This window comes from Nesterenkonia lutea (genome assembly GCF_014873955.1).
In the GTDB taxonomy this organism is placed as follows: Bacteria; Actinomycetota; Actinomycetes; order Actinomycetales; family Micrococcaceae; genus Nesterenkonia; species Nesterenkonia lutea.
Genome location: NZ_JADBED010000001.1, coordinates 63924 through 87253, shown reverse-complemented (window position 1 = coordinate 87253; position 23330 = coordinate 63924). Strand labels below are relative to the sequence as shown.

At 67.1% G+C, this 23330-nt stretch carries 21 protein-coding genes and 2 pseudogenes; 11 read left to right on the top strand and 12 right to left on the bottom strand.

All coding sequences use genetic code 11. From position 1 onward, the window contains the following. Positions 1–5 precede the first annotated feature (5 nt). Positions 6–194 carry a hypothetical protein gene (locus tag H4W27_RS00430; protein ID WP_192594185.1) on the bottom strand — a complete coding sequence of 63 codons (189 nt, stop codon included), beginning with the start codon at positions 192–194 and terminating at the stop codon, positions 6–8. Positions 195–615: 421 nt separating this feature from the next. Between H4W27_RS00430 and H4W27_RS00425 the strand changes: the two are divergent. The 4 genes and pseudogenes from H4W27_RS00425 to H4W27_RS00410 all read left to right on the top strand — a co-directional run bounded on the left by H4W27_RS00425 (position 616) and on the right by H4W27_RS00410 (position 6270). Next, positions 616–1841 (top strand): annotated as a pseudogene (locus H4W27_RS00425) (IS110 family transposase). A 124-nt stretch (positions 1842–1965) separates the two neighbouring features. Next, positions 1966–3276 (top strand): ATP-grasp domain-containing protein, encoded by a 1311-nt coding sequence (locus tag H4W27_RS00420; RefSeq protein WP_192594184.1) that lies wholly within the window; start codon positions 1966–1968, stop codon positions 3274–3276. 8 nt (positions 3277–3284) lie between these two features. Next, positions 3285–5354 carry a CocE/NonD family hydrolase gene (locus H4W27_RS00415; protein ID WP_192594183.1) on the top strand — a complete coding sequence of 690 codons (2070 nt, stop codon included), beginning with the start codon at positions 3285–3287 and terminating at the stop codon, positions 5352–5354. Positions 5355–5484: 130 nt separating this feature from the next. Further along, positions 5485–6270 (top strand): formate/nitrite transporter family protein, encoded by a 786-nt coding sequence (locus tag H4W27_RS00410; protein ID WP_192594182.1) that lies wholly within the window; start codon positions 5485–5487, stop codon positions 6268–6270. Positions 6271–6491: 221 nt separating this feature from the next. On the opposite strand, the gene H4W27_RS00405 is transcribed toward H4W27_RS00410, so the two are convergent. After that, positions 6492–7280 (bottom strand): DUF2382 domain-containing protein, encoded by a 789-nt coding sequence (locus tag H4W27_RS00405; protein ID WP_192594181.1) that lies wholly within the window; start codon positions 7278–7280, stop codon positions 6492–6494. Positions 7281–7464: 184 nt separating this feature from the next. Here H4W27_RS00405 and H4W27_RS00400 point away from each other — a divergent pair, with 184 nt between their 5' ends. From H4W27_RS00400 to H4W27_RS00390, 3 genes are read left to right on the top strand one after another with little or no spacing between them, the layout of a single operon-like run. Then, entirely contained in the window at positions 7465–7785 is a 321-nt protein-coding gene (locus H4W27_RS00400; RefSeq protein ID WP_192594180.1) for a hypothetical protein, read from the top strand. Position 7786: 1 nt separating this feature from the next. After that, on the top strand, positions 7787–9022 hold the full coding sequence (locus H4W27_RS00395; RefSeq protein ID WP_192594179.1) for an AMP-binding protein: 1236 nt from the start codon (positions 7787–7789) through the stop codon (positions 9020–9022). Continuing rightward, positions 9010–9885 carry a 1,4-dihydroxy-2-naphthoate polyprenyltransferase gene (locus H4W27_RS00390; protein ID WP_192594178.1) on the top strand — a complete coding sequence of 292 codons (876 nt, stop codon included), beginning with the start codon at positions 9010–9012 and terminating at the stop codon, positions 9883–9885. Before H4W27_RS00395 ends, H4W27_RS00390 begins: the two co-directional genes overlap by 13 nt. A 43-nt stretch (positions 9886–9928) precedes the next feature. Here the strand turns inward: H4W27_RS00390 and H4W27_RS00385 are convergent, their stop codons facing one another. Beyond that, positions 9929–10516, bottom strand: a complete 588-nt coding sequence (locus tag H4W27_RS00385; protein ID WP_192594177.1) for a PLD nuclease N-terminal domain-containing protein — start codon at positions 10514–10516, stop codon at positions 9929–9931. 61 nt (positions 10517–10577) lie between these two features. Between H4W27_RS00385 and H4W27_RS00380 the strand changes: the two genes are divergently transcribed. Then, complete coding sequence (locus H4W27_RS00380) at positions 10578–10928, top strand: DUF4229 domain-containing protein (RefSeq protein WP_192594176.1); 351 nt, start codon at positions 10578–10580, stop codon at positions 10926–10928. A gap of 32 nt (positions 10929–10960) precedes the next feature. Here the strand turns inward: H4W27_RS00380 and ccsB are convergent, their stop codons facing one another. The 5 genes and pseudogenes from ccsB to H4W27_RS00355 form a co-directional block, all read right to left on the bottom strand. Beyond that, positions 10961–12031, bottom strand: coding sequence for a c-type cytochrome biogenesis protein CcsB (gene ccsB / locus H4W27_RS00375; protein ID WP_192594175.1), 1071 nt, complete (start codon positions 12029–12031; stop codon positions 10961–10963). Further along, positions 12031–13683: a cytochrome c biogenesis protein ResB gene (gene resB / locus H4W27_RS00370; RefSeq protein WP_192596339.1), complete on the bottom strand. Its 1653-nt coding sequence runs from the start codon at positions 13681–13683 to the stop codon at positions 12031–12033. Before resB ends, ccsB begins: the two co-directional genes overlap by 1 nt. Positions 13684–13709: 26 nt before the next feature. Further along, the gene (locus tag H4W27_RS00365; RefSeq protein WP_192594174.1) at positions 13710–14501 is read right to left on the bottom strand and encodes a cytochrome c biogenesis CcdA family protein; all 792 of its coding nucleotides are present in this window, start codon (positions 14499–14501) and stop codon (positions 13710–13712) included. Between the two features lie 122 nt (positions 14502–14623). Further along, positions 14624–15235, bottom strand: a pseudogene (locus H4W27_RS00360) (TlpA family protein disulfide reductase); the annotation flags it as partial. A 125-nt stretch (positions 15236–15360) separates the two neighbouring features. Further along, positions 15361–16062, bottom strand: a complete 702-nt coding sequence (locus tag H4W27_RS00355) for a histidine phosphatase family protein (protein ID WP_192594172.1) — start codon at positions 16060–16062, stop codon at positions 15361–15363. A 222-nt stretch (positions 16063–16284) separates the two neighbouring features. Here H4W27_RS00355 and H4W27_RS00350 point away from each other — a divergent pair, with 222 nt between their 5' ends. Then, positions 16285–17424, top strand: coding sequence for a hypothetical protein (locus H4W27_RS00350; RefSeq protein ID WP_192594171.1), 1140 nt, complete (start codon positions 16285–16287; stop codon positions 17422–17424). Here the strand turns inward: H4W27_RS00350 and purN are convergent. Further along, entirely contained in the window at positions 17411–17989 is a 579-nt protein-coding gene (gene purN, locus H4W27_RS00345) for a phosphoribosylglycinamide formyltransferase (protein ID WP_192594170.1), read from the bottom strand. The two genes, H4W27_RS00350 and purN, sit on opposite strands and share 14 nt — an antisense overlap. Positions 17990–18065: 76 nt before the next feature. Between purN and H4W27_RS00340 the strand changes: the two genes are divergently transcribed. Next, positions 18066–18491 (top strand): hypothetical protein, encoded by a 426-nt coding sequence (locus tag H4W27_RS00340; RefSeq protein WP_192594169.1) that lies wholly within the window; start codon positions 18066–18068, stop codon positions 18489–18491. Positions 18492–18564: 73 nt separating this feature from the next. Here H4W27_RS00340 and H4W27_RS00335 read toward each other — a convergent pair whose 3' ends face one another. Further along, positions 18565–19935 carry a cell division protein PerM gene (locus tag H4W27_RS00335; protein WP_192594168.1) on the bottom strand — a complete coding sequence of 457 codons (1371 nt, stop codon included), beginning with the start codon at positions 19933–19935 and terminating at the stop codon, positions 18565–18567. A gap of 49 nt (positions 19936–19984) precedes the next feature. Beyond that, on the bottom strand, positions 19985–20737 hold the full coding sequence (locus H4W27_RS00330; RefSeq protein ID WP_192594167.1) for a TSUP family transporter: 753 nt from the start codon (positions 20735–20737) through the stop codon (positions 19985–19987). A 101-nt stretch (positions 20738–20838) separates the two neighbouring features. Between H4W27_RS00330 and H4W27_RS00325 the strand changes: the two genes are divergently transcribed. Continuing rightward, complete coding sequence (locus H4W27_RS00325; protein ID WP_192594166.1) at positions 20839–22056, top strand: glycosyltransferase family 4 protein; 1218 nt, start codon at positions 20839–20841, stop codon at positions 22054–22056. 100 nt (positions 22057–22156) lie between these two features. On the opposite strand, the gene H4W27_RS00320 is transcribed toward H4W27_RS00325, so the two are convergent. Next, entirely contained in the window at positions 22157–23296 is a 1140-nt protein-coding gene (locus H4W27_RS00320) for an App1 family protein (RefSeq protein ID WP_192594165.1), read from the bottom strand. Positions 23297–23330: the final 34 nt, after the last annotated feature.

Below are 23330 nucleotides of genomic sequence, written 5' to 3'. Positions count from 1 at the left end.
AAGTTCTAGCTGTTGCGGCCGCCCTTGGCCTTGTCCTCAGTGGACTGGGCCTGGGCGCCCTTCTGGCCTTCCTTGCTGGGGTCCGCAGAGTTCTTCTCATCGAAGCTTCCGGTGCTCTCCTGACCACCCTTGCTTGCCTGCTGTTCGGTGTCATTGCGGTTGCCGAACTGTCCTGCGTTGTTCTGATCAGCCATGACAATCTCCTAACATGCGGATTTCATATGAGAGTCGCTGGAGGCATGGCCTCCACAACTCACGGTAGGAGGCCTTCTCGGTCGTATGCAACCCCGTTAGCTTCTAAGGACACCGTTTCTCCGGCAGGATAAGTGGTGTTGACCGGTCCGGTCTCTGGGCATGATCGTTTGCCCCCAGTCACCCCATGATCCGGGGGGTGTTGTCACCCAGGGACTGGTCGCGGCGGAGCATGGATCGCTGATAGAGGCACGACGCCCCAGCGCCGAGAGGCCGTGGAGGGCTGGTTTTCTAACGTGGATGCCGAGCATGACCCGCCCACCGACGGCCCAGGACGGTTCTGGGTTCGGACTGGATGACTGACTGCCGCAGGCGCCCTGCCCGCAGCGGTGACCAGCTTCGAAGACATGACGGGAGAAGCTCGTGGCCTGGGAACATCAGGACTTCGCGCTATTCATCGGACTCGACGTGGGCAAGTCAGAACACCACGCCACCGCCCTCACCCACACCGGGGAGAAGGTCTACGACAAGCCCCTGCCCAACGACGAGACCCGACTCAGGGAACTCTTCACCGCCCTGACCAGTGATCATGGCCCAGCGCTGGTCGTGGTGGATCAACCAGCCACCATCGGGGCCCTGCCCGTGGCAGTCGCCCAGGCCACCGACGCGATCGAGGTCGCCTATCTGCCCGGGCTCACGATGCGCCGGATGGCAGATCTGCACGCCGGATCAGCCAAGACTGATGCCCGGGACGCGTTCATCATCGCCGAGACCGCCCGCACGATGCCCGCGGCATTGCGCTCGATCGCAGTCTCTGATGAACAGGTCGCCGAACTCGCCGTGCTGGCCGGTTTCGATGATGACCTGCTGGGCCAGATGACCGCGACCAGGAACCGGCTGCGTGGACTGCTCACCCAGATCCACCCAGCCCTGGAACGAGCAGTAGGCCCGCATCTGCACCAGATCGGGGTCCTCGACGCCCTGGTCACCTGGCCGACCCCGCAACGATTGAAGACCGCCGGTCGGGGGCATGTGCGCAACCGGATCAAGAAGCACAACCCACGATTGGCCGAGCGAGTCACCGAGGATATCTTCTCTGCTCTGGATGCCCAGACCGTGGTGGTCGCCGGCACCGAAGCGGCAGCGACGATCGTGCCGATCCTCGCCCAACAGCTCCAAGACCTCACCCGGCAGCGGGCCGGAGTTCTGGCCCAGGTCGAGGCTCTCGTGGAGGCCCACCCTCTTCACCGGTCCTGACTTCGATGCCCGGAATCGGAGTCAGGACCGCAGCCAGAATCCTCACCGAAGTGGTGGGCAAAGACTTCAAAACCGCAGGCCACCTGGCCTCTTACGCCGGCATTGCGCCCACGACCAGGCGTTCCGGGACTTCCATCCGTGGAGAGTTCGCCAACCGCGGCGGCAACAAGCGACTGAAATCGAGCCTGTATAACCCAGCGTTCGCAGCCCTGCAGCACCCGCCCTCGAGGGCGTACTACGACCGGAAGATCGCCGAGGGAAAGCGGCACAAGCAGGCCATCATCGCGCTGGCCCGGCGCCGGCTGGACACCCTCTACGCGATGCTGCGAGACGGGACCCTCTACCAAGACCCCGCCGCACCAACCGCATCAGAGCATTCTCTGGCCGCTTGACGAAAACCATAGAGGCACCCCCCTGTAAGCGGCAGACCAGGTTCCCCAGGACCGGAAATCTTGTGCAGGTTGTGCCCAGGTTTTGTTGAGTCAGCGCTCGAGGCCCCATTGTTAGCGTGGCGTCATGACAGAGACACACCCTGGAACCCGCAATGTGTTTGTACTTGCCCTGACCGATCCACACCGTGAGGAACTCGAGAACATGAGGGGCGCGGAACAGTTCACGTTCCATCCCCTGCTTGACTACGAGACATTGATCCAGAACACGAGGCACGATTTCGACGAGCTGCTGGACCGCGCCCGCGCTGAACTCGACGATTTCGAAGGCTCGGTGGACGCCATCGTGTGTCACTGGGACTTCCCCAGCTCCATGCTCGCACCGATCCTCGCTAGAGAACGGGACATACCCGCTCCCTCACTGACCAGCATGCTCAAGTGCGAGCACAAATATTGGAGCCGGTTGATGCAGCAGGAGGCAGTCCCGGAGGTGGTCCCCGGCTTCGCCGCCTTTGACCCCTTCGATGATGAGGCGCTGCGCAGCATCGAACTGGACTTCCCCTTCTGGGTCAAACCCGTGAAGGCCCACTCCTCGAACCTCGGCTTCGAGGTGCGCAATGAGGAGGACTTCCACAACGCGGTCAGAGAGATCCGGAACGAGATCACCGACATCGGGGATGCTTTCAACCAGGTGCTCGACAAGGTCGAGGTGCCGGAGGAACTCCGTGAAGCTGGCGGGAACACCTGTCTCGCCGAGGAGATCATCACCGGCATCCAGGCAGCACCCGAAGGCGTCGTGGCCCGCGGTCAGTTCAGCGTCCACGGAGTCGTCGACATGTTGAAGGACCCCACCGGCCGCAGCCTGGAGCGATTGGACTACCCCGCCTCGACGGTCCCGCCAGAAGTTCAGCAGCGGATGACCGAGGCGGCCGAGCGGTTCCTGCACCACATCGGCTTTGACGACGGAGCCTTCAACGTCGAGTACATGTGGGACGAGAAGACGGATCGGCTGCGGCTGATCGAAGTCAACACCAGGATCTCGCAGTCCCACACCGACCTGTTCCTCAAGGTTGACGGGACCTCCAACCACGAAGTCGCCATCGACGTCGCCCTCGGCGAAACGCCACACATGCCCTCGGGCCAAGGCCCGTTCACCGTGGCTACGCAGTGGCACATCACCCACGACACCGACGGCATCGTCCGTCGGGTTCCAGATGCCCAGGAGATCGCCGAAGTGGAGCACGCGATCCCAGGAACACTGGTGAGCATCGATGTGAAACCCGGAGACCGCCTCTCGAAGCTTCCCCACCAGGACAGCTACCGATACAAGATCGGTGATCTCTACCTGGGAGCTGAGGATCGTGACGAGCTCGCGGACAAGTACCGGCGGGCACTGGAGATCCTGACCTTCGAGTTCGACCCTGTGGAAGGTGAGTGAGGAGCGTCATGCAAGAGCTGCCCCGCGCCGTGGAGACTATGGAGAACGTGTTCATCCCGCTGCGAGACGGCCACCGCGTCGCCGCGCGGATGTGGATGCCGCAGGACGCCGCGGAAAACCCGGTGCCAGCGGTCTTGGAGTACATCCCCTACCGGAAGCGCGACGCCACTCGCGGCCGAGACGCCAACCTGCACCCCTACGTCGCAGGGCATGGCTACGCCTGCATCCGCGTGGACCTCCGCGGCAGCGGCGACTCCGACGGCGTGATGGTGGACGAATACAGGCCCCAGGAACATGAGGACGCTGCCGATGTGATCGACTGGCTCGCCGATCAGCCCTGGTGCGACGGCAATGTAGGAATGATGGGCATCTCCTGGGGCGGCTTCAACAGCCTCCAGATGGCGGCCTTCGGGCCTCCCGCCCTGAAGGCCGTGATCAGCGCCTCCGCGACCGATGACCTGTACGTGGACAATATGCACTACATGGGGGGCGCGCTGCTCGGTGACAACCTCTCCGAAGCCACGGTCATGTTCGCCTTCAACAGCATGCCCCCCGATCCCGCAGTCGTGGGAGACCGCTGGCGCGAGATGTGGCACGAACGGCTCGAAGGCAGCGGGCTCTGGTTGGACAACTGGCTGCAGCATCAGCGCCGTGACGACTACTGGAAACCAGCTTCTGTCTGCGAGGACTACACGCAGGTGATGTGCCCGGTGATGGCGGTGGGTGGTTGGGCGGACGGTTACACCAATGCGATATTCCGCCTGCTGGAGAACCTGGACGTCCCGCGCAAGGGCCTGATCGGTCCGTGGGGCCACCGGTACCCTCACCTCGGCGTGCCCGGACCAGCCATCGGATTTCTCCAGGAGATGGTGCGCTGGTGGGATCACTGGCTCAAAGGGGTCGACACCGGCATCGAGGAGGAACCGATGCTGCGGGCGTGGATGCAGGACAGCATCCCGCCCAGCGCCTCCTACGCAGAACGCCCGGGGCGCTGGGTCGCTGAATCGGACTGGCCCGCTCCAGGGGTCGAAGACCGCGAGTACCGATTCACCGCCCATCACCTGGTGCCGACTGCGGAGCCCGATCAGTCTGCGGCAGAGTCCGCAGCGGACTCTGGGGAATCGACCGACAAAGACCTGAGCATCCAATCTCCGCTGAGCGTTGGAATGTTCGCGGGGAAGTGGGCCTCCTACTCGGCGGTCCCGGACCTGCCCTACGATCAGCGTGAGGAGGACGGCGGGGCGCTGGTCTTCGAGACCAGCCCACTGGAGGAGCCGCTGGAGATCCTCGGTCTCCCCCGCGTGGCTCTGGAGGTGTCCGCTGACCGCCCCGTGGCCCAGCTCGCAGTGCGCCTCTCCGACGTCGCCGTCAATGGCGAGGCCACCCGCGTGACCTACGGGGTGCTGAACCTGACCCACCGGGAGGACAGCGAGCACCCAACACCGCTGGAACCCGGAGAGACCTACCCGGTCGAGGTTCAGCTCAACGGCATCGGCCAGTCCTTTCCCGCCGGGCATCGACTGCGCATCTCCATCTCCACCTCATACTGGCCGCTCATCTGGCCCGCACCAGAAGCCGCAACAGTGACGCTGAGAACAGGTGGCAGCGCACTCTACCTGCCGGTGCGTGAACCTCGTACCGAGGACGGGTCTCTCCGGCCCCTCGGCCCACCAGAAGCAACTCCTGATGAAGAGATCACTACGCTCTCCCCCGGAACACAGTCTTGGCAGGTCACCAGAGACCTCGCGACCGACGTCTCCACTCTGGAGATCGTCAATGATCAGGGATCATTCAGGATCGAAGACACCGGCACCGTGATCCACCGCGACACCCGGGAGTGGTACAGCTTCCGCTGGAACGACGTGAACTCTGTGCGCGGAGAGACCCGGACAGTGCGCAGGCTGGAGAACGGGGATGACTGGCGCGTGGAGGTCGTGACCCGCACAGTTCTGACCTCCACTCGGGAGGATTTCCTCATCAACGCCCAGCTCGACGCCTACGAGCTCGACGAGCAGCAGGGAAGCCCTCGGGTGTACTCACAGAACTGGGAACGAAGCATCCCCCGGGACCTCGTCTGAACCGGCTTCAGGACCGGCCAGGACGAGCTGGTCCACGTGAGTCAGCCGCCACCCTGGCGGTTGCTCTGTGGCCCCGGGCTGAAGCGCTGCTGGTCTTGTAGATCGGAATCCAGTGCGATAGACGTGGTCCATGACAGCACCGACGCCCGCGGAGATCTACAAGCGCGCCGAGAGCGAGGGCGAACGCCGGTTGTTCATGCGCCCGCTCGAACAGGTGTCGACCGGATTCATCGCTGGCGTCACCATAGTCTTCGGCATCGTGGCGCTGGCCATGGCCGAGGAGCTGATCGCGCCGGTATTCGGCGCCGGGCCGGGCAAGCTCGCTGGAGCGCTGGCCTTCGGCACGGGGCTGGTCTTCCTCGTGATCGGACGGTCGGAGCTGTTCTCCGAGAACTTCTTCGACCCGGTCGCCACTGCCATTGAACGGCGGGAATCGTCGGTGTGGTGGAGATTGGGGCGACTGTGGCTGATCGTCCTGCTGCTGAACCTGGTCGGCGGAGCGGTCATGGCCTCCATCTTCACCATCGACGGAGCTCTGCCCTCCGGGGCGCACGATGCCCTGGCCGGCGTGGCCGAGGACATCACGGCCAAGAGCGGATGGGCGACCTTCGCTCGGGCCTTGGCGGCGGGGACGTTGCTGACCCTGCTCTCGTACCTGTTGCGCGCTGTCGACACCGCCGGCAGCCGAATCACCTTGGCCTACATGGTGGGCTTCTTCCTCGCGCTGGGCCCATTCGACCACGTGGTCGTCTCCGCGGTGCACCTGCTGTTCGGGATCTGGCTCGGCGGCGCGATCGACTACGGCGACGTGGGGACCAACATCGCGCTGGCGACCGCCGGCAACCTCGTCGGCGGGGTGCTGCTGATGACGCTGACCCACACCGTACAGGCCCGAGAGTCCCGTCCCTCCGACTGAGCGCAACGGCGTGATCGCCTGCGAGATCAGCTCATCGAAACCACGATCTTCGCGTCAGGGTCCTCATCGGTGAGCAGCCGGTTGAACCCGCTGTCGGTGATGTCCTCGGCCAGGATCCGGCACGACTGAGGGGCCGGGTCTGCTCTCGCGGATCCGACCCCTCAGCAGGGATGACGCAACAGTGAGCGCCGTCTGTCAGCGACATCTGTCATCGACATCGGTCAGCGATTCGCGCCGGACGGACCGTCACCTTCGACGTCGATCTCCTCCTTGCGGACGTCGCCGGAGACGGTCTCCGTGTCCTGCACAGTTCGCTTGCCCACATTGACCTTCTCGGTGGCCACGGTCTCCTTCTCGACCACCGGGCGCTCCTCCCGCAGTGTCACAGTCTCCTCGTCCTCGCCGACGTCATTGATCGTGCCGGCAGAGGCCGCGCCGGGATTGTTCTGATCGACCTCTTCCCGTTCGACCACGAGCTCCTCGCGCTGAACGGGCACTTCAACGTTCTGATGTTCGGTGCGGACCCGCTTGCGCAGGTGCACTTCGCCCTTCTCCCGCTGCTCGGTGCCGACGTTGAGCCGCTCCTCGTGGGCGACCATGCGTTCGGTCTCCCCCGCACCGGCGCCTGCGCGGGTGCCAGGGGTCTCCCCCGCATCGGACTCGGTGCGGGTGCCACGGGTTCCGGCACCTGCACCGTGGTCAACGCTGTAGTACTCCAGGAGACGCCGTTCCTCCTCTGTACTGAGGTGTCCGTCGACGTCGATGTTGGGAGCGTCCTTGATGTAGCCCTTGGTGAACGGCACCCGGAGTCCGTCCGGAGAATACTGCGTCGCGTGGAAGGGGACGAAGGTCTCTCTGGTCCCGAACAGGCCGATGTTCACGGTCACGAACTCCGGCTCCTGTGTCCGATCGTTGACGTAGACCTGCCCGACTGAGCCGACCTTGGCGCCGTCGACGTCGTAGACGTCTGCGTTCTCGAGTGTGTCGATGTCGATGTTGTCATTGACCATGTTCAGTCACTCTCCTTTCGCGACCCCCGGCTATCAGGAGCCTGAGCATTCGGATGAAGACACTCCCGACGCTAGGACGACAAAGTGGCGATTCAATCTGCAGAACCTGTTAACTCCGTGGAAACGCCTCCGCTGTTGAGCAGGTCCCTGCACCGCTGAGGCGCTCAGTTGCTAACCTGGGCCTATGCTCCCCTGGTTCGCATGGATCGCCATCATCGCCATCGTCGTGTTCGGTCTCACCCAGATCGTCAGCATGGCCACTGGACGTCCACTTCCGGGAGGCTCCCATGCAGAGGAAGAGCTCGAGGAGCTGCGCAAGCGGCTGAAGAAGCTCGAGAAGCGCTCCGGCACCGCCGAGCTGGAGGAACCGAGGGTCCCGTCCAAGTCCGAGGAGAACATGTCGGCCGAGGACCGCTGGCGCCTGGACATGCTCGAGGCCAGGCTGGAGGAGCTGGAGAAGCTCGACAGAGACGGCAATGACGAGAAGGACGACGGCGGCCACTGAGGTGTCAGCAGGAATTCCCCAGGGAGACTCCTGGGTACATGCGGCGCTGGACGCGCTGCACCGGTCCCTCGACGACGACCGCTCTCCGATCGAATTCCACCCCGCCGCGGGTGACGCGTCCCCGCTCTGGAGCATCCGCGGCGATGTCCCCCCAGATCAGGCCGCCGCGATTGTGCGCACCTCGGGGTCCACCGGCACCCCCAAGCAGACCCGGCTGAGCGCGGCCGCCCTGGAATCCTCGCTGCGTGCCACCGCGCAGGCGCTCGGGGGGCACGGGCAATGGCTGCTGACCCTCCAGCCCAGCTACGTCGCCGGACTCGCGGTGCTCAGCCGCAGTCTGGCCGCCGGATCGGTGCCCATTCCCCTGCTCCAGGACACGACAGACCCAGAAAGATTCACCGAAGCCGCGCAGCGGCTCACCGGCCAACGCCGATACGTCTCTCTGGTCCCCACGCAGCTGCAGCGGCTGCTGGACCACGTGCCGGAGCATCCGTCCTTGGCGGCGGTGCTCTCCCGCTTCGACGTCATCCTTCTCGGAGGCGGACCCGGCTCGCCGGCGCTGCTCGAGAGCGCCCGCGGACAGGGGCTCACCGTGGTGCGGACCTATGGTATGAGCGAGACATGCGGCGGATGCGTCTACGAAGGGTGCCCGCTGCCCGGTGTGCGTCTCAGCACGGAAGGCTCCGGACGTGTGCGGATCACCGGTCCGGTGGTCGCCTCCGGCTACGTGGGCGATGACGAGCTGACCGCGGCGCATTTCAGCCAGGACGCTGAGACCGGCATGCGCAGCTTCCTCACCGATGACCTGGGCGAGATCCGCACCGATGCCCAGGGGCAGCAGCTGGTCATCTCGGGCCGCGTCGATGATGTGATCAACACCGGTGGGGTCAAGGTGTCTGCGGCCCGTGTCCGCGCCGCCCTGCTGACCCATCCGCTTGTCCGTGATGCCGTCGTGGGCCCGGTCCCTGATCTCGAGTGGGGACAGATGGTGGGTGCCGCGCTGCTGCTCGCCCCGGCCGGCGCAGCGGCGGGGACGATCGAACAGCCCCAGCTGGAGCGCGAGCTGAAGGACCTGGTCCGGGGCGCTCTCGGTCCTCCCGCCGCCCCCAGGCGGCTGCTTCTGCTGACTGAGCTTCCGCTGCTGTCCAGCGGCAAACCTGACCGTCAGCAGCTGCTGCACCTGCTCGCCGAGGGACCAGGACGAGAAGAACGAGAGGACACGACGTGGCAACACTGAAGGAATGGATCGCGGGGTCCCGTCCGCGCACGCTGCCGCTGGCCGTGGCCCCGGTGATCATCGGCGCGGCCGCGGCGTATGCGCTGGGCAGCTTCGACCTGATCATCACCGCCATGGCGCTGCTCGTGGCGCTGTCGCTGCAGGTGGGCGTGAACTACGCCAATGACTACTCGGACGGCATCCGCGGCACCGATGACGTCCGAGTCGGTCCGATGCGGCTGACCGGTTCGGGAGCCGCGAAGCCGCAGCAGGTCAAGGATGCCGCGTTCCTGAGCTTCGGGCTCGCCTCGCTGGCGGGCCTGATCATCGTGATCCTGACGGGCATGTGGTGGATGCTCGGCGTGGGGGCGGTCTGCGTGCTGGCCGCCTGGTGGTACACCGGCGGATCCCGTCCGTACGGCTACCGTGGACTGGGCGAGATCATGGTCTTCATCTTCTTCGGACTCGTGGCCACGCTGGGCACAACGTGGGCGATCGCCGCACAGCTCAGCCTGGCAGCTGTCCTGGGTGCCGTCAGCTCGGGGCTTATCGCCTCGGCGCTGCTGATGGCGAACAACGTCCGGGACATCCCGACCGACGCCGAGGTCGGGAAGATGACGCTCGCCGTCCGGCTGGGAGAGCCTCGGGCACGAGCGAGCTATATCGCCATGGTCGGCATCGCCCTGACCCTCCCGCTCGTCCTGCTGCCGCAGAGCTGGTGGTTCCTGCTCGTGCTGCTGGCGTGGCCGCTCGCACTGGGACCGGCGCGGATCATGGGTTCACCCGAGAAGAAGGGCCCGGCGCTGATCCGGGTGCTGCAGCTGACCAGCCTGATCGGCATGGCCTTCGCCGTGACCTACGCTGCCGCCCTCATGCTCAGCTAGCCCTCATGCTCAGCTAGCCTTCATGCTGCGCTGGTCCTCACGCTCAGCTGGAGCGGGGGGAGCCGGGCTCGCCGTCGTCCTCGGAGGTCTCAGGCTCCTGGGGCGCGTCATCGCGGCCCGGGGGCTCCTCGCCGGTCTGGCGGAAGGAGCCTGTGCCGTTGGAGGAAGACTCTCCCGAGACGGCCGCATCGGCGGCCTCGCCGAGCTGCTTCTCCTGCTCCTCGCGGGACTGAGTCTGGGCATTCTCACCCTGTGGGCGCGGGGCCGGGGCGTTGCGGGCCTTCAGCTCCTGCTGGTGATGCTCCTGGCGGCGCTTCTCGGCCTCACGCTGGAGCTTCTCCTCTTCGCGCTGGCGATGACGGCGCTGGATCTCCACCTGGCGCAGGAAGTCCGGGTCATCATCGGGGGAGCTCGGGCGCCGCGGGGCCTGGCTTCCCTTCTTGGGGGCGCGCACGCGGCCGAAGCCGAGCCACAGTCCGGCACCGATGATCGGCAGCAGCACGATCACCGCGATCCAGGCGATCTTCGGCAGCACCCGGATCCGGTGGCGGGGCGTCTGCAGGCATTCGATCAGGCTGTAGATCAGCAGCCCGAGGCCCACGATTCCCAGCCCGATAATGATCCTCATCATCCCTCCAGGGTAGTTGATGACTGAGCTCGGATTCACCAGCGCGCAGACCTACACTGGGTCCATGTCCGTGCTGAAATATTCCTTGCTGCGCCTGGGCGCCTTCTTCATCGTCTTCGCCGCCTGCCTGCTGCTGGACCTGGGCACCTACACGGTGCTCTTCGCCCTGATCGTGGGGCTGATCGTGTCCTGGGCACTGGGTTATCTGTTCTTCAACCGGCTCCGTCTCGCCGCCGGAGAGCAGCTCGCGCGGCGCTTCGGCGGTGAACGCAGGCTCGGCGGCGCAGAGCAGGATGACAATGCGGCAGAGGATGCCCTGGCCGAGGACTTCAACCAGACCCAGGAGCAGCTGCGCCGGGAGTCGGGGGACTCCCGGCCTGGATCAGGTGAGCACCGGGACGACGCCGGCCGCTGACCCGGGAGGATCGCCGTTCGGCCAGTCCTGCGCTACTCGGGCAGTCCTGCGTAGGAGTGCAGGCCCGGGAAGTAGACGTTGACCACGCCATAGTTGAACATGATGCAGGCGAAGCCGATGATCGAGAGCCAGGCCGCCCGGTTGCCGGTCCAGCCGCGGGTGGCGCGGGCATGGAGGTATCCCGCGTAGACGACCCAGATCACGAAGGTCCAGACCTCTTTCACATCCCAGCCCCAATACCGACCCCAGGCCTCTTCGGCCCAGATCGAGCCGGTGATCAGCGGGCCGAGGGTCCAGAAGACGAAGCCCACGGCGTTCATCCGGTAGGCCCAGTTCTCCAGCGAGGTCGCCGAGGGCACCAGTCGCAGGAACTGCCATCCCCCGCTCCTCGTCGTGTCACCGGAGGCCTGCGCCAGCTCGCGCCGGTGCTGGATGAGCTGCAGCACGTTCATCGCGAAGGTCAGCGTGAACAATGACATCGCCAGCACCGCCAGCGAGACGTGGATCGCGATCCAGGGGCTCTGCAGGGCGGGCTGGACGTGGGCCACCGGGGTGGGGAACCCGACGGTGGCGCCCATCATCATGGTGACCACCAGTCCGAGGGCAAAGGTCCCGAGGAATCGGATGTCCTTGCGGGTGAGCACCAGCAGGTAGACCGCGGCGACCACCAGGGCGCCTGTGGTCAGGAACTCGAACATGTTCGCCCACGGCACCCGGTTCGTGGCGATGCCGCGAGCTGCGACCGCGAAGGCATGTGCGGCGACGGCCAGCACGGTCAGCGCCACGGCCACGTTCGCAAACGGGCGACGAGTGCCCAGGTAGGCCATCTCCTCGTCCACCAGCTCATCGGCGGGCGCGTCCATGGTCTCGGGGCTATCCGGCCCCGGGCCTGCGGGCGCGGCGTCTGCCGCAGGGGCGCCGGAGCTCACGAGTCGGCGTTCCGCGGCGCTCTCGGCGGCCAGCTCGGCCTCCACCCGGCGGATGGTCGCCGAGCTGCGGATCATGTCCACGGCGAAGAGCATGAACGCACCGGTGTAGACGAAGCCGGCGATCAGCATGAACAGCTCGCTGTACTGCGCCAGTTCCATATTGATGGACTGCATCAGGATTCCTCCTCTGGGGCCCGCACGGGCCACTTCTTCTCGAACTGGCCACGCAGAGCAATGTTCTCATCCCGCAGCCTGAAGTCCTCACCACGGGAGAGCAGGCCATAGCGCACCAGCGTGCGACCTGCCGGGGTCGTCTCCACAGTGACCCACGCGCGCCGACGACGCAGGAACAGCGAGAGCACCAGACCGCTCAGCGCTGTCAGGGCGAAGATCAGCACTCCCTGCTGCGCCGGGTTGTAGTGGATGTCGATGGCGACGTAGTCCTGGACGCCGTCGAAGCTGATCGACCCCATTCCCTCGGGAAGCTCGTAGGTCTCCCCCGGGGAGAGCACGATGCCGCCGGCCTCCTCCTCGCGGGAGTTCAGCACCTCCAGCCCCTCGGTGTCCAGGACGTAGACGTTCTGCGGATCGCCGTCGTCCAGGCCCAGGTCGCCGTAGTAGGAGTTCAGCTGCAGCTCGGGGTTGCCCAGTTCGGGATCCACGGAGACTGCCAGCCCGTCGCCGGCGTCCTGGGCGGTGGGCAGCAGGAGGCCGACGAAGCCGAGCTGTTGGGGCTGCGCATCCGGGGCCTTGATGACTGCCATGGAGGTGTAGACATCGTCATCCGGGCGGGTGACCACCGGGCCGGAGAAGGCGACGTCGCCCTGACCGTCACGCACAGTGACCTCCGGGGCATAGCCGTTGCCCACCAGGAAGACCCGGGCGCCGTCGAGGGTCAGCGGCTGGTTGACCTTGAGCTCCTCCGACTGCGGCTCGCCGTCGGCGCCGAGCCGCGTGGTGACGTCTGCGGTGAAGTCCAGCGGCTGACCGAAGTGGGTGGTCGACTCCCGGTCGAAGACGCGCTCGAAGTCATCGAGCTGGACCGAGAACGGCTGCATGTCATCTTCGCTGAAGTACGCGCCCGGATAGAAGTTGTCATAGGCCACCAGCGCGTTGACGAACCCTTCGTCCTCCATCAGGATCTTCTGTCCGCGATAGCTGAACATCGAACCCAGCGCGACGCAGATCAGCACGCCGACCAGCGCCACGTGGAAGATCAGGTTGCCGGTCTCCTTGAGGTAGCCCTTCTCGGCACCCACCGAGGTCTCGCGGATCTGCACCCGGTAGCGGCGCGACTTGAGGATTTCTGCCGCCTCCTGGAGCGCCTGCTGCTCCTGGGGTCCGTCCTGCGGATCCCCGGCGGCGGCGGACTGCAGCTCGAGTGCCCCGAACTCCGGCAGCCGCTCGAGTCGACGCGGCGTGCGCGGAGGCGCGGAGGTGATCTGCTGCCAGTGCTTCTTCGCCCGGGGCAGGATGCAGCCGATCAGAGAGATGAACAGCAGCAGGTAGATCGCGGAGAACCAGACCGAGGAATAGACGTCGAAGAACTGGAGAAAGTCCAGGACCTCGCCTACGCCGGGGTTGTCTTCGATCCAGGTCTCGACCGCGAAGGAGTCCTGGACCCGCTGCGGGAAGATCGATCCGGGCACAGCGGCCACGGCGAGCATCAGCAGCAGCATCAGCGCCGTGCGCATGGAGGTCAGCTGGGTCCAGGCCCAGCGCAGCATCCCTCGGACGCCCAGCACCGGCGGGGTCACCTCTGTTCGGGATTCGCCTGCACCGGCCGGGGTCTCAGTCTCGGGTCCGTCACGGTGCCCGGCGGGCATATAGGTGTTCTCGCGCTTCTCGGCCATCAGATGGGCAGCCTCACGTCATTGGCGAACCAGTCCTGCAGAGCATAGACCCAGGTGTTCCAGATGCCCGAGAGCATCAGCAGTCCGACCACGATCAGGACGGCGCCGCCGAAGCGCATCACTGCGACCTTGTGTCGGGTGAAGAAGCGAAGGGCCGTCATCCCGCGCTTGAGGCCCAGGCTGATCAGGATGAACGGGATCCCGAGGCCCAGGCAGTAGATGAACATGAGGAACACTCCGCGGGCCGGGTCCCCGCCCATCGGAGTGGCCAGGGCGAGCACCGCCGCGAGCGTGGGACCGATGCACGGTGCCCAGCCGATGCCGAAGGTGGCCCCCAGCAGCGGCGCGCCCAGCAGTCCGTCCGGGGGGCGCCGCTCGAGCTTGCGCTCGCGCTGGAGGAAGCTGAAGGCCCCCATGAAGACCAGCCCCATGATGACGACGACGGCGCCCAACACCTGAGTCAGCCAGCCCCCCTCGACCCGGAGCCAGACCATGGCCTGGGAGAACACCACGCCGATGAGAACGAACACCACCGAGAAGCCGAGCACGAAGAGCGAGGCGCCCAGCACCATCCGCGACCTGCGACGATCATGCAGCTCCACACCTGAGAGTCCGGTCACATAGCCGAGGTACCCCGGAACCAGAGGCAGCACGCAGGGGGAGAGGAAGGACACGAGTCCGGCGAGCAGCGCCACCGGAGCGGAGATCAGCAGAGACCCGTCGAAGACGATCTCTGCGAAGCGGTTGTCGGCGGCGCTCAGCAGCGGCACCGCCTGGGCGAGAGTGTTCATCAATGCGCGGCGCGCCCTGTCCGCGTGACGGTCGATGTGGCGGTCGGCGCGGCAGAGAGCGCATCCGGTGCAGCCGCGGAGGCCGCCGCGTCGTCGTCCTGGCTCTGGTTCGAGCTGGGGTCCTCCTCCTGCGCCGTGCGGATCAGCGCGCTGAGGGTCCCCGGCTCTGCGACACCGAGGATGCGGGCAGAGACGCGGCCGTGCTTGTCCAAGACCAGCGTGGTGGGCACCGCCGAGGGTGGAACGTAGTCGGTCATGGCGAGCATCACCTCACCGTCGCGGTCCTCCATCGAGGGATACTCGATCCCGAAGTTCCGCTCGAAGGCCTCCGCCGTGGGCTGGGTGTCTCGGGTGTTCACACCGTAGAACTGCACGCCTTCTGGGCTGAACTCCTCATGGAGATCGGCCAGGTCGGGAGCCTCCACCCGGCAGGGGGCACAGGCGGCGTACCAGAAGTTGATCACGGTGACCTCGCCCTCCCAGCGCTGCGGGCTCACCGATGAGCCGTCGAAGAGGGTGGACTCGAACTGCACGGGCTCGCCACGTTCCGCCGGGGCGATCTCCTGCACCGAGCCGTCGCCGGCCACGTAGTTGCTGCCGTCGTTCTGCGCGCGCTGGGCAAGCTCATCGTTGCCGGAGCTGCATCCGGTGAGGGTCAGGAGGGAGGCGAGTGCCACTGCGGCGAGCACCCGGAGGCGCGGGGTCTGTGCGGGTCGATCAATGGAGACGGTCATGCGCTGCGGTGTCCAGATCTGAAGAGGGAGCCAGGGTCAGCCGAGTGCTAATTCTACAGTCCGTAGAACTGTCTGCGGAGCCAGAAGTCACAGAGACCGTGACTTCCCGCCGCGGGCACGGACTCTCAGGCTCCGGGGAGGTTGGCCGCGTGCTGGAGAAGCTCGTGGTTGGGTTCGGCGTAGCTCACGGACTCCACTCCAGCATGGCCCAGGTGCAGGGAGGTCACCGAGGTCAGCGTACATTTGCGGTCACGCGGGTCATGCCACAGCGGGCGCCCCTCGGCCCACAGCCGGGTCACCCAGATGGGCAGCTGGTGCGAGACGATGACAACCTCGGCTCCTTCACCGTGCTCTGCCACCGCCTGATCCGAGAGGTCCTTCACCGCGGCGAGCACACGCCTCACCTGCGAGGTGTAGGGCTCACCCCAGGAGGGACGCAGGGGGTTGACCAGCAGCGGCCACCGCCGCGGGTTCCTGAGCTGGCGCTTGATCTCGGAGAGTCCCTCGAAGGCGTTCTCCGCCTCCAGCACCCGATCCTCCACTGTGACCGGAAGACCGAGCCGCTCCGAGATGGGCGCGACGGTCTCCTGGGCGCGCTGCAGCGGCGAGGCCGCCAGCAGGTGCACAGGTCGTCCGGCGGCCGCCCGCTCCTGGAAGTGCTCTGCGATGCCCGTGGCCATCTGCTGGCCGAGCTCGGAGAGCCCGAACCCGGGAAGACGTCCATAGAGGACCTTCTCCGGGTTGTGGACCTCTCCGTGGCGCACCAGGTGCACCGTGGAGACCGACTGCGCCGAGCGGCGCAGATCCTTCGTGTCGCGACGTTCCATAGTGATCAGTCTTGCAGAGTTTCCGCAGCGACCCCCACTTCTGTGGCGGAGGAGCCCAGTCTGCTGTCGCGGAGGAACGCTCTGCTGGGCGCAGGAGCGCAGGGGGTGGGGTCGGCCGTCCGCCGCCGATACAGTAGAGCGGAGAACAGACCGGCAGCGCAGGGGCCCGTTGAGCGCAGCAGATGTGTTCAGCCGATCTCGAGCGCGGAGGAGGAAACTTTCATGAGCAGCACACCTGAGGAGAACCGGCCGCCCGAGCAGCCGCGCTGGGGACAGCGGAACCCGCCGCCGGGAGAGCCCGGACATCAGTCTCCGCCCCCCGCCGCCGATGAGTCCTCGTCCCAGGGGGCCGCCGCCGGCTACGGCGCCCCCTCGGGCTCGGGCGACTCCTCCCGATACGGTCAGTCGCAGGGCTACGGGACACAGCCTGGCTACGGCAGCCCGCGCGGTCCCGGCACGCCGTCCGGCTACGAGGGTCAGTCCGGCTACGGTGCTCCGCAGGGTCCGTACCCAGGCCAGCAGCCAGGTCAGCACCCAGGTGAGCTCCAGAGCCGGGGCGGCAGTCATCCGGGGGGCTACGGCAGTCCATCCGGTGACCGGTTCGCCGCCCAGCAGAAGCCCCGTCGGCCGGTCACGCTCATCCTCGCCATGGTGCTGATGCTGCTGGCAGGTGCGGCCGCACTGGCTCTGAGCATCTTCAGCTTCCTCGACTTCGCCTCAGCCAACCCCCAGGATGTGGATCCCATGTGGTCCGAGGTCATCGAGGACACCCAGGCGCAGCAGGGGGCCGCGGGAACCGGCGGCGAGGAGCTCACAGTGGAGGACATGCTCTACGCCGTCGGCGTGCTGGCGCTCTTCGGCGGCATCCTGCTGGCTGCGCTGTACACGCTCTTTGCCTTTGTGGGGACCATGACCGGCAACGTGGGCCGCATCCTCGCCACGATCTTCCTCGCCGGCAGCGTCTTCATGATCATCTTCGGCCCCGTGTACCTGATCGTCACCGGACTCAGCCTGGCAGCGATCCTCGCGCTGTGGCTGCCTGCCAGCAATGCCTATGTGCGCAGTCGCAAGGCTTGGAAGGACCAGGCACGTGGAGCGGGTCCCTATGGAGATCCGCGGGGCCCGGGCGTCTACCCCGGAGGGGGCCAGCAGCAGTGGCAGCCGGCGCCTCACAACCCCGGCCCCTACGGGTCGGACCCGTACAGCCCGGGAGCTCAGAGTCCCGGGGGCTATAACCCCGGACCCTACAACCCCGGCCCTCATGGCTCCGGGCCCTATGGTTCAGGAGCACACGGCCAGGGCTCCGGGGAGCGGTCACCGGACTCGGACGAGAACCCCTACGGGGGAGCTAGCCGAGGCTGAGGCCTCCGGCCGCGATGCTGCGCAGCGTCTGCACCAGCAGTCTGCGCTCAGCGACTTTGATGCGCACGTGAAGCGAGTCCTGATCATCTGCCTCGAGAACCGGAACGGCCTCCTGCGCGATGATGGGGCCGGTGTCCACCCCGGCATCGACCCGGTGCACCGTGCACCCGGTGATCCTGACCCCGTGGGCCAGGGCATCGCGGACGGCATGGGCACCGGGAAAGCTGGGCAGCAGTGCGGGGTGGGTGTTGATGATCGGCGCCGCAACACCTTCGAGGAACTCGGCCCCCAGAATCCGCATGAATCCGCTGGAGACCACGAGGTCCGGGGCGTGCACCTGCACTGCCGCGCAGAGCGCACGGTTCCACTCGGCTCGGTCGCCGCCCTTGACCAGCGGCACCTCGAACGTGGGGATGCCCGCGTCCTGTGCGCGCCGGACTCCTCCGCAGCCAGGAATGTCTGAGCCCACGGCGGCGATCTCGAGATCAAGGGTGCCCGCCTGCACGGCGTCGATGACGGCTTGGAGATTCGTCCCCGAACCGGAGACCAGGACCACTATGCGCATGCCTGACACCCTACTTCGGGTCCGCGCCGACTCCGCGGTCCGTCGCCGCTCATGAGCCCGGATAGGGTGGTGGACCATGAGCATGACTCCGCCCGCCAGGCCGCGCTCCGCCGATCTCGATGAGAAGACGTTCCGCTTCTACGGTCGCTTCACCGGATGGCTGGTGCTCGCTCTGCTGCTGAGCTACCTGGGACTCCAGCTGCCGCTCCCCTGGCGCCTGCTCGCGGTGGCGGCCGGGCTGGCCGGGATCGTCGGCGGGATCGTCCTGCTCGTGCAGTGCCTGCGCCGGCGCCTCCCGATCATGATGCACATCAGTGCGATCCTGGTCCTGCTCTCCTGCGGGCTCTTCACCTTCACCGCCACCACCCAGGCGATCTTCTGGCAGGCGACGGTGGAGTTCGAGCAGTGCCGCGACGGCGCCCTGACCGAGCGATCGATGGACCGCTGTCTGGTCGAGTACGAGGACGGAATGCTCAACTCCGTGCCCGGGCTCGGGCGCTGAGCCTGCCAAGAGTTGCGGAGCCTGCCGAGCCTCAGTCTGCCGAGAGTGCGGGACCTGGCGAGCCTGCCGGGCGTCAGTGGGCGCGGGAGGGACGGCGCCTCGCGCGCTGTGCCCCCAGGGAGATCCCATAGCCGAGCACGGCGCCGAGTGAGACCCACGCGCCCAGCATCGCCGCGCTGAGCAGCGCGTGCGGACCGATGTCGGTCATCCTGCCCACGCCCAGCGAGATGTGGGAGAGCCAGAGCGGTCCCACCGCGAGGGCCGCGGCGACCAGTCCGGTGAGCACCCCCAGGACCAGCGTGGAGAGAGCGGCCGAGAGTGGCCGCCAGGAGATCCGCAGAGCGAACCAGTCGTCGAGGTGATTCTCCCCCTCACGCATGAGCCACCAGCCGGCCACGACGCCGGCGAGCACCGGAACGGCGAGCACCGCCAGCCCGTATGGGTGCTCCGCGCTGGGAAGTGCCGCCAGCACCGGCACTGCGGGCACGGCGCCCAGCTCCACGCCCCAGGGGGAGACCAGGGTCCCGGAGCCCAGGGCGAACCCGGAGCCGGTGGAGTAGGCCAGCGCCCAGAGCACAAGGTTCGGGGCAAGCCCCACATGCAGCAGCGTCAGCCCCAGGACGCCGAAGAGACCCGGATTCAGCTGCTCGTAGACATTGGCGATCTCCATCCACCGGGCACCCAGCTGAGCGGTCAGCAACAGCGCCGCGAGCCCCAGTGCCGCGATGAATCCGACCAGTCCGGCGCGCGCCACGGCCCAGGCATAGGAGCCGGCCCAGCGCAGCTGCTGCGAGAGCTCCTCGATGCGGGCCTCCAGGTCCATTCCGATCATGCGCGCGGCGCTGCGCGCCTCGGCGTAGCATCCCGCGAGCGCCGCCAGTCCCATCAGCAGCCCGGCGCACAGGCCCGCCACCAGGGGCATCACGTGAAGGCTCTCGGCCTGGGCCACCCAGGCGATGCCCGCCCCGCCGGCCCCGTAGCCGAGCACCAGGGGCAGCAGGCCCTGCCACAGCTGGTCCGAATAGGACCCGCGGGCGATCCTGCCGCCGGCGCGCCACCCGAGCCACAGCGGGATCAGGGTCAGGCCCAGGGGCACCAGATGGAACCAGCCGCCGCCGGGCACGTCCAGCGCCCCACCCAGCGCGCCCGGATCAAGGGTCACCACCAGCTCCACGGGGATCCCATGGATCACCAGCCAGGACTGCGCAGCGAGGCTCAGCACGAAGGCGATGCCGGTCTGCGTGAAGCCCCCGGCGAGGCTCATCGCCAGAACGGGCAGGCCCACCATCAGGGTCGTGACGATCAGGATCTGCACTGCCTCGGCCAGGCCCACCAGCCACAGCGGAGGTGTGGGCAGGGCGAACCGGCGCCGGCGGGGTGCAGATTCGGACGTCGCCGCGGCGGAGCTCGCCGGGCTGCGGGGGTCGGTGTCGGTGGAGGCCATCGGTCCTATGATCTCAGCAGGTTCGGGTCTTCGCCCGGAGCAACAGGCCTCAGCCGAGCATGAGTCGCAGACCCGTGATCAGGGCCATGATGGACCCGAGGAACGCGAGGATCAGCACGAGCCGACGGACCAGCGCCTCGTCGATGCGGCGCTGGAGCCATTCTCCGATGAAGATCCCGCCGATGATCGCCGCCACGGAGCCGGCCCAGGCCCATCCGGGCAGTCCCGGGAGCGCACCGTCGTCGAAGGCCCATTTGATCCCGAAGGAGCCCATCGACAGCAGGATCCAGATCGGCTGCAGCGTCGCGACCATGGCCATCACCGGCCAGCGGGCGACCACGGCATAGATCGTCATGGCGGGCCCCCCGACACCGGCGATCACGGTCCCGGCCCCGGCTCCCACCCCGGCGAACACCCGCGTGGTGGCTCCGTCGGCCTCAAACGTGATCCGGCTCAGCAGCATGGAGGTGATCAGTCCCGTGATGACCAGGGCGGCGACGACCACGTAGAGCGGACCCGAGGGGGAGTTCACCGACACCCAGGCGGCCAGCGGCATGACCGCCAGAGCCGGCAGCCCCACCCACACCACCTTGCGCCACTCGATCTCGCTCCAGATGCGCGGCAGCACCAGCATCGGCGCGAAGATGCTCAGGAAGTTCACCAGCATGACTCCCTCATGGGCTCCGATGAGCACCACCAGGAACGGAGCCATGACCATGCCGAAGCCGAGCCCCACCAGACGCTGGATGACGGCGGCGAGCAGGACCAGGCCGACGACGGCGGCAGGGATCAGTATTTCCACCAGCTCACCCTATCCGGTGCGCGGGGAAGGTTTCCGCACTGTTCACAGGCCGGCCACGGTGGCGACGACGGTTGCTCGCTCGAGCTGGGCATGCTGAGGGTGTGAGAGTCGTCGTGGTGACCGAATCCTTCCTCCCCCACATGAACGGTGTGACCAACTCCGTGCTTCATGTGCTCGCCCATCTGCGCCGCCGCGGTGATGACGTCACCGTCATCGCCCCTTCGGACACGATGTTCGAGACCAACCCGCTCGCCGAGGTGCACAGCTCCCGGCGTGAGCTGTGCGAGGGATTCCCGGTCATCCGGGTGCCCTCCCTGCCGCTGCCCGACTACCCCAAGGTCAGGGTCGCCGCCGGCTTCGTGACCCGGATCCGCCACCTGCTCGCCGGGATCGGCCCGGACGTGGTGCACGTGGCATCCCCCTTCGTGCTCGGCTGGCGCGCCATTCAGGCGGCTGATGCGCTGGGCATCCCGACGGTCTCGATCTACCAGACCGAGGTCCCCACCTACGCGGCCCGCTACCGGCTGCCCTGGGCGACCGAGCTGCTCTGGCAGCACGTGGATCGCATGCACACGAGCTCCACGCTGACGCTGGTGCCCTCCTCCTTCTGCCGGGAACAGCTGGGTCGGCGCGGCATCAAGCGGCTGAAGACCTGGCGGCGCGGCGTGGACACGGCGCGGTTCTCCCCCGCGCGGCGCAGCGCGGAGCTGCGTTCCCAGATCAGCGGCAGCGGGGAGAAGCTGATCGGCTTCGTCGGCCGCCTCGCCGCTGAGAAGCAGATCGAGGACCTGGAGGTGCTCGACGCGCTGCCGGGCACCCGGCTGGTGATCATCGGCTCAGGGCCGCTGGAGGAGACCCTGCGCAGGCGTCTGAAGCGGGCGCACTTCGCGGGCTTCCAGTCCGGTAATGAGCTGGGACGCCACGTGGCCAGTCTGGACATCTTCGTCCACCCTGGGGAGGCGGAGACGTTCTGCCAGACCATCCAGGAGGCCATGGCGGCCGCAGTCCCGGTGGTTGCAGTGGGGCGCGGAGGTCCGCTGGACCTGGTCGACGTCGGACGCTCCGGCTGGCTGTACCGTCCTGGGGACCTCCAGGGCATGCGCTCGGCGGTCGAACATCTGCTCTCCGACGACTCGGCACGCAGCGCCTTCGGGCGCGATGCAAGCGCCAGCGTGCAGGGACGCACCTGGGAGGCGGTCTCGAACGAGCTCATCGGCCACTACGCCAGAGCGGTGGAGGTCAACCGTCGAGTGCGGTCGCTGCGGACCAGGCCCCGGCGTTCCGGCACTTCGGCCGCAGAGGCCGCTTCGGTCGGCTGAACGTGCCCGGTCGCCGCAGACTCGTCAGCCGGACGGGACGCCGCGGCGAGGCATCGGGCGCGCACGCAGGACTGCGCCTGCCCGTCGAGGCTGGAGCAGGCTAGAGCAGACCGTGCTTGGCGAGCTTGGCAGCGATGTCCTTGCCATCGGGGCCGTAGATCCAGGGGATCCGCCGCTCCCCGGCGACCTGCACGGCGTCGGCGGGCTCAGCGGGGTCCCCGTAGTTCAGCAGGTCGTTGCCCACGGGGTCCTCTGCGCGGCCGCCGGCGAGCATCGCCTCCGAATAGGTGAGCTCGCGGATGATCACTGCGGTGACGTGTTCGGGATGCCGGCGCACGAAATCGGCGTAGATGCCAGGATCATGCTGGCCGTCATCACCGATCAGCACCCAGGACATCTCCGGGAAGTCCTGTGCGAGCCGCTCCAGCTGCTGGACCTTGTGCTCCTTGCCCGAGCGGAACCAGCGATCGGCCGTGGGTCCCCAGTCGGTGAGCAGCAGCGGTCCCTGCGGGTACAGGTTCCGGGTGAGGAAGCGGGTCAGGGTCTGCGCCACGTTCCAGGCTCCGGTGGAGATGTAGATGACCGGGGACCCGGGGAAGTTCACCATGAGCCGCTCCATCATCACCGCCATGCCCGGTGTGGGGGTGCGGGCGTGCTCGTCCAGGACGAAGGAGTTCCAGGCGGCGAGCAGCGGACGTGGGAGGGTGGTCACCACGACGGTGTCGTCGATGTCGCAGACCACGCCGGTGCGGGTCGAGTCGTCGATGATGTGGACTTCAGCGCCGGTGGCCTCGCTCCCCGCTGCGCGCAGGGTCACCTGCTGCCATCCGGGCTCCAGGTCGGTCTCGATCACCGCGTCGACGATCCCACCGCGATCGGCGACCACCTGAAACTCCCTGCCCCCGACCTCCACGGTGAGCTCTGCGAAGGGCACCGGGGCGGAGACGAAGTTGCGCCAGCCGCGCACCCCGTCGGCGATCACCTGGGCGACGCGAAGACCGTTCTCGAAGTCGGAGTCCGGGGCCATCACGACGCGGGAGAAGATCCTGACCCAGCGACGGCAGCCATAGCCGGTCATGGAGAGCATGGTGACGTTCAGGCCACGGCGGCGAGCCAGCCCGAGGCGGAACTGGTGCCAGCCGTCCTCGGCCTTCATCACCCTGTTCCGGGTGCGGTCGCTGTAGTGCCGACGAACGGCGGCGGTGTCCTGAAGTACCTCAGTCGGCTCCGGGTGCGTCATCGGCTCGATCATACCGGCTTGTGGGGTGGGACAC